The following is a 4,041-nucleotide window of genomic DNA, read 5'->3' as shown; positions in this document are numbered from 1 at the left end:
CCTTTCGTGGCTCTCGTTCCGTCGGCTACTGCGCGCCCGGGCGCACCAGACCGCTCTCGTACGCGTACACCGCCGCCTGGACGCGGTCACGCAGCCCCAGCTTGGTCAGCACATGACCCACGTGCGTCTTCACCGTCGTCTCGCTGACGAACAGATCCGCCGCGATCTCCGCGTTCGACAGACCGCGCGCCACCAGCTTCAGCACCTCGACCTCACGCTCGGTCAGCGTGTTGAGCGTGTCCGGCACCTGCTCGTCGCCCGACGGCAGATGCGCCGAGTACTTGTCGAGCAGACGCCGCGTGATCGACGGGGCCAGCATCGCCTCACCCGCCGCGACCACCCGGATCGCCTGCACCAGCTCGTTGGCCGGCGCGTCCTTGAGCAGGAAGCCACTGGCCCCCGCGCGCAGCGCCTCCACCACGTACTCGTCCAGGTCGAAGGTCGTCAGCACCAGCACCTTCGCCGGACCGTCCCGCCCCGGACCCGTGATCTGCCGGGTCGCCTCCACCCCGTCCATCCGCGGCATCCGGATGTCCATCAGCACCACGTCGGGCTGCAGCGCCCGCACCTGGTCCAGAGCCTGGAGGCCGTCCCCGGCCTCACCGACGACCGCGATGTCCTGCTCCGCCTCCAGAATCATCCGGAAACCGGTACGCAGCAGCGGCTGGTCGTCGACCAACAGGACGCGGATAGCCACGGGAACTCCTTCACGGCGTGGGGTGGACCGGCCCCATTCTGCCCTGCCCCGAATCGTCCGCCTCCGGCGGGCGCGCGGAAACGATCTCCCGCCGGATCTCCAGCGGATACACCGGGGGAGTGCCCCCGAACTCGGGGCACACCGCCTGGTGATCGCACCAGCCGCACAGCTTCGTCGGACGCGGGCGCCACTCACCCGTCTCCGTCGCCAGCCGGATCGCCTCCCACAGGGCGAGCAGCTTCCGCTCCACCCGCAGCAGATCCGCCTCGACCGGGTCGTACGTCAGCACATCGCCGCTGCCCAGGTACACCAGCTGCAGCCGGCGCGGCACGACCAGCTTCAGCCGCCAGATCACCAGCGCGTAGAACTTCATCTGGAACAGCGCGCCCTCGCTGTACTCCGGCCTAGGCGCCTTGCCCGTCTTGTAGTCGACGATCCGCACCTCGCCCGTCGGCGCCACGTCGATCCTGTCGATCACCCCGCGCAGCCGCAGCCCCGACTCCAGCTCCGTCTCCACGAACAGCTCACGCTCCGCAGGCTCCAGCCGCGTCGGATCCTCCAGCGTGAACCACCGCTCCACCAGCTGCTCCGCCTCGCCCAGCCAGCGCGCGAGACGCTCCCCCTCCGCGTCCTCGGCGAACAGCTCGCCCAGCTCCGGCTTCGACTCCAGCAGCCGGTCCCACTGCCCGGGAATCAGCGCCTTCGCGCGCGGCGCCGTCCGGTCCACCGCCGGAGCGTCGAAGAGCCGCTCCAGCACCGCGTGCACCAGCGTGCCCCGCGTCGCCGCCTCGCTCGGCTTCTCCGGCAGCCTGTCGATCACCCGGAACCGGTACAGCAGGGGACACTGCATGAAGTCGCTCGCCCGCGAGGGCGACAACGACATGGGTGTCCTGGCCCCCACGGGCGGCTGCTCGCTCGTACTCATGACTCAGACCCTACGACCCGCCACCGACAGCGAGCCGAATACCATCGACGACAGACCCTGTCACGCTGCATGATCGAAGAGTGACGCACGACGGGGGTCGCGCGGAAGGCTACGAGAGGAACCCGTGAACCAGGACGACCAGCGCGGCGAGAACGAGCGGCCGCGGTCCGGCGACGCGGAACCGCCGTCCACCGGGGACACCCGGGCCCGGCGCAGCGAGAAACCCGGCGGAGGCATCCTCATGGGCCGCCCCTTCGGTGTGCCCGTGTACGTCGCCCCCAGCTGGTTCCTCGTCGCCGCTCTCATCACCTGGGTCTTCGGCGACCAGATCGAACGCGTCCTGCCCGAGCTGGGCGCCGCCCGCTATCTCGTCTCCCTGTTCTTCGCCATCGCCTTCTACGCCTCGGTCCTCGTCCACGAACTGGCCCACACGATCGCCGCGCTGCGCTTCAAGCTCCCGGTGCGCCGTATCCAGCTCCAGTTCTTCGGCGGTGTGTCCGAGATCGAGAAGGAGAGCGAGACCCCCGGCCGCGAGTTCGTCCTCGCCTTCGTCGGCCCCCTGCTCTCCCTGGTCCTGGCCGGGGTCTTCTACCTGACCCTTTACGCGGTCGAGCCCGGCACCGTCCCCGGTGTGCTGCTCGCCGGGCTCATGATCTCCAACCTGATCGTCGCGATCTTCAACCTGCTGCCCGGCCTCCCGCTCGACGGCGGCCGGATGCTCCGCGCCGTCGTCTGGAAGATCACCGGCAAGCCCATGGCCGGCACCGTCGCCGCCGCCTGGGTCGGCCGCGCCCTCGCCGTCGCCGTCCTCATCGGCCTCCCCCTCCTCACCCGCACCGGCGCCCTCGGCAACTCCACCGAGGACATCAGCGGCATGGACACCGTCACCGACGCCCTGCTCGCCGCGATCCTCGCCGCCATCATCTGGACCGGCGCCGGCAACAGCCTGCGCATGGCCCGGCTCCGCGAGCATCTCCCCGAACTCCGGGCCCGCACCCTCACCCGGCGCGCCATCCCCGTCGAGCCCACCACCCCGCTCTCCGAGGCCCTGCGCCGCGCCAACGAGGCCGGCGCCCGCGCCCTGGTCGTCGTCGACGGCCAGGGCAGCCCGACCGGCCTGGTCCGCGAGAGCGCCATCGCCGGCGTCCCGCAGCACCGCCGCCCCTGGGTCGCCGTCAGCACCCTCGCCCAGGACCTCACCGACGGCATGAAGGTCCCCGCCGAACTGGCCGGCCAGCCCCTCCTCGACCACCTCCGCACCAGCCCGGCCACCGAGTACCTGGTCGTCGAGGAGAGCGGGGAGATCTACGGAGTGCTCTCCACCAACGACGTGGAACGCGCCTTCGTCAAGGCCATGGCAAGACCCTCCTCGTAACCCCGGTACTCTGGTCACATGTCCGAACCGACCGGTGCCGCCCGCCGTCGCGGGCCCTTCAAGGTCGGGGACCAGGTCCAGCTCACCGACCCCAAGGGACGCCACTACACGTTCACGCTCGAGGCCGGGAAGAATTTCCACACCCACAAGGGTTCCTTCCCCCACGACGAGCTGATCGGTGCTCCCGAGGGCAGTGTTGTCCGTACCACGGGAAACGTCGCCTACCTCGCGCTGCGCCCCCTGCTCCCCGACTACGTCCTGTCCATGCCCCGCGGCGCCGCCGTGGTCTACCCCAAGGACGCGGGGCAGATCCTGGCCTTCGCCGACATCTTCCCCGGCGCGCGCGTCGTGGAAGCCGGGGTGGGCTCGGGCTCGCTCAGCAGCTTCCTCCTGCGCGCCATCGGCGACAGCGGAATGCTGCACTCCTACGAGCGCCGCGAGGACTTCGCCGAGATCGCCAAGGGGAACGTCGAGCGCTACTTCGGTGGCCCGCACCCCGCCTGGCAGCTCACCGTCGGCGACCTCCAGGACAACCTGTCCGACACGGACGTGGACCGCGTCATCCTGGACATGCTCGCCCCCTGGGAGTGCCTGGAGGCCGTCTCCAAGGCCCTCGTCCCCGGCGGCATCCTCTGCTGCTACGTGGCGACCACCACCCAGCTCGCCCGCACCGTGGAGTCCATCCGCGAGTTCGGCTGCTACGCCGAGCCGCAGCCCTGGGAATCCATGATCCGGAACTGGCACGTGGAGGGCCTGGCCGTCCGCCCGGACCACCGCATGATCGGCCACACCGGCTTCCTCGTCACCGCCCGCCGCCTCGCGGACGGCGTCGAGCCGCCCATGCGCCGCCGCCGCCCCGCCAAGGGCGCGTACGGTGAGGACTACGAAGGCCCCAACAAGGGCTGACGCCCCGACAACGAAGGCGTGCCGTCGTGGGGGTGCCGCCCCCCGGCGCGGGACACGACCGCGGCCCCCGCACCGTGGGGCTGCGGGGGGGTTTAAACAAAAGTAGCGGCCCACCCCGCGTAGAGTTGTGTTATGGGT

Annotated in this window: 4 protein-coding genes; 2 read left to right on the top strand and 2 right to left on the bottom strand. The window is 70.7% G+C overall.

What is annotated here, in order from left to right; translation table 11 throughout:
- Window positions 1–25 precede the first annotated feature (25 nt).
- Both ACFQ7Q_RS37805 and ACFQ7Q_RS37800 read right to left on the bottom strand, forming a co-directional pair.
- Window positions 26–697 carry a response regulator transcription factor gene (locus tag ACFQ7Q_RS37805; protein ID WP_137990365.1) on the bottom strand — a complete coding sequence of 224 codons (672 nt, stop codon included), beginning with the start codon at window positions 695–697 and terminating at the stop codon, window positions 26–28.
- Between the two features lie 10 nt (window positions 698–707).
- Window positions 708–1,622 carry a RecB family exonuclease gene (locus tag ACFQ7Q_RS37800; RefSeq protein ID WP_383563700.1) on the bottom strand — a complete coding sequence of 305 codons (915 nt, stop codon included), beginning with the start codon at window positions 1,620–1,622 and terminating at the stop codon, window positions 708–710.
- Window positions 1,623–1,863: 241 nt separating this feature from the next.
- On the opposite strand from ACFQ7Q_RS37800, the gene ACFQ7Q_RS37795 reads away from it, so the two are divergent.
- Together ACFQ7Q_RS37795 and ACFQ7Q_RS37790 are read left to right on the top strand one after the other, a co-directional pair.
- Window positions 1,864–2,997, top strand: a complete 1,134-nt coding sequence (locus ACFQ7Q_RS37795; protein WP_383563705.1) for a site-2 protease family protein — start codon at window positions 1,864–1,866, stop codon at window positions 2,995–2,997.
- Window positions 2,998–3,015: 18 nt separating this feature from the next.
- A complete protein-coding gene (locus ACFQ7Q_RS37790) occupies window positions 3,016–3,903 on the top strand; it encodes a tRNA (adenine-N1)-methyltransferase (protein ID WP_019884997.1) in 888 nt (295 codons plus the stop codon).
- The last annotated feature ends 138 nt before the right edge of the window (window positions 3,904–4,041 follow it).

Origin of the sequence: Streptomyces sp. NPDC056527, from assembly GCF_042794475.1 — a bacterium.
In the GTDB taxonomy this organism is placed as follows: Bacteria; Actinomycetota; Actinomycetes; order Streptomycetales; family Streptomycetaceae; genus Streptomyces.
The sequence above is the reverse complement of the archived record's forward strand: the minus strand, read 5'-3'. Positions and strand labels throughout refer to the sequence as shown.

Coding starts and splice junctions, on each gene's coding strand:
- ACFQ7Q_RS37800 (WP_383563700.1), bottom strand. CDS start 1,622: ATGAGTACGAGCGAGCAGCCGCCCGTGGGGGCCAGGACACCCATGTCG.
- ACFQ7Q_RS37790 (WP_019884997.1), top strand. CDS start 3,016: ATGTCCGAACCGACCGGTGCCGCCCGCCGTCGCGGGCCCTTCAAGGTC.
- ACFQ7Q_RS37795 (WP_383563705.1), top strand. CDS start 1,864: ATGGGCCGCCCCTTCGGTGTGCCCGTGTACGTCGCCCCCAGCTGGTTC.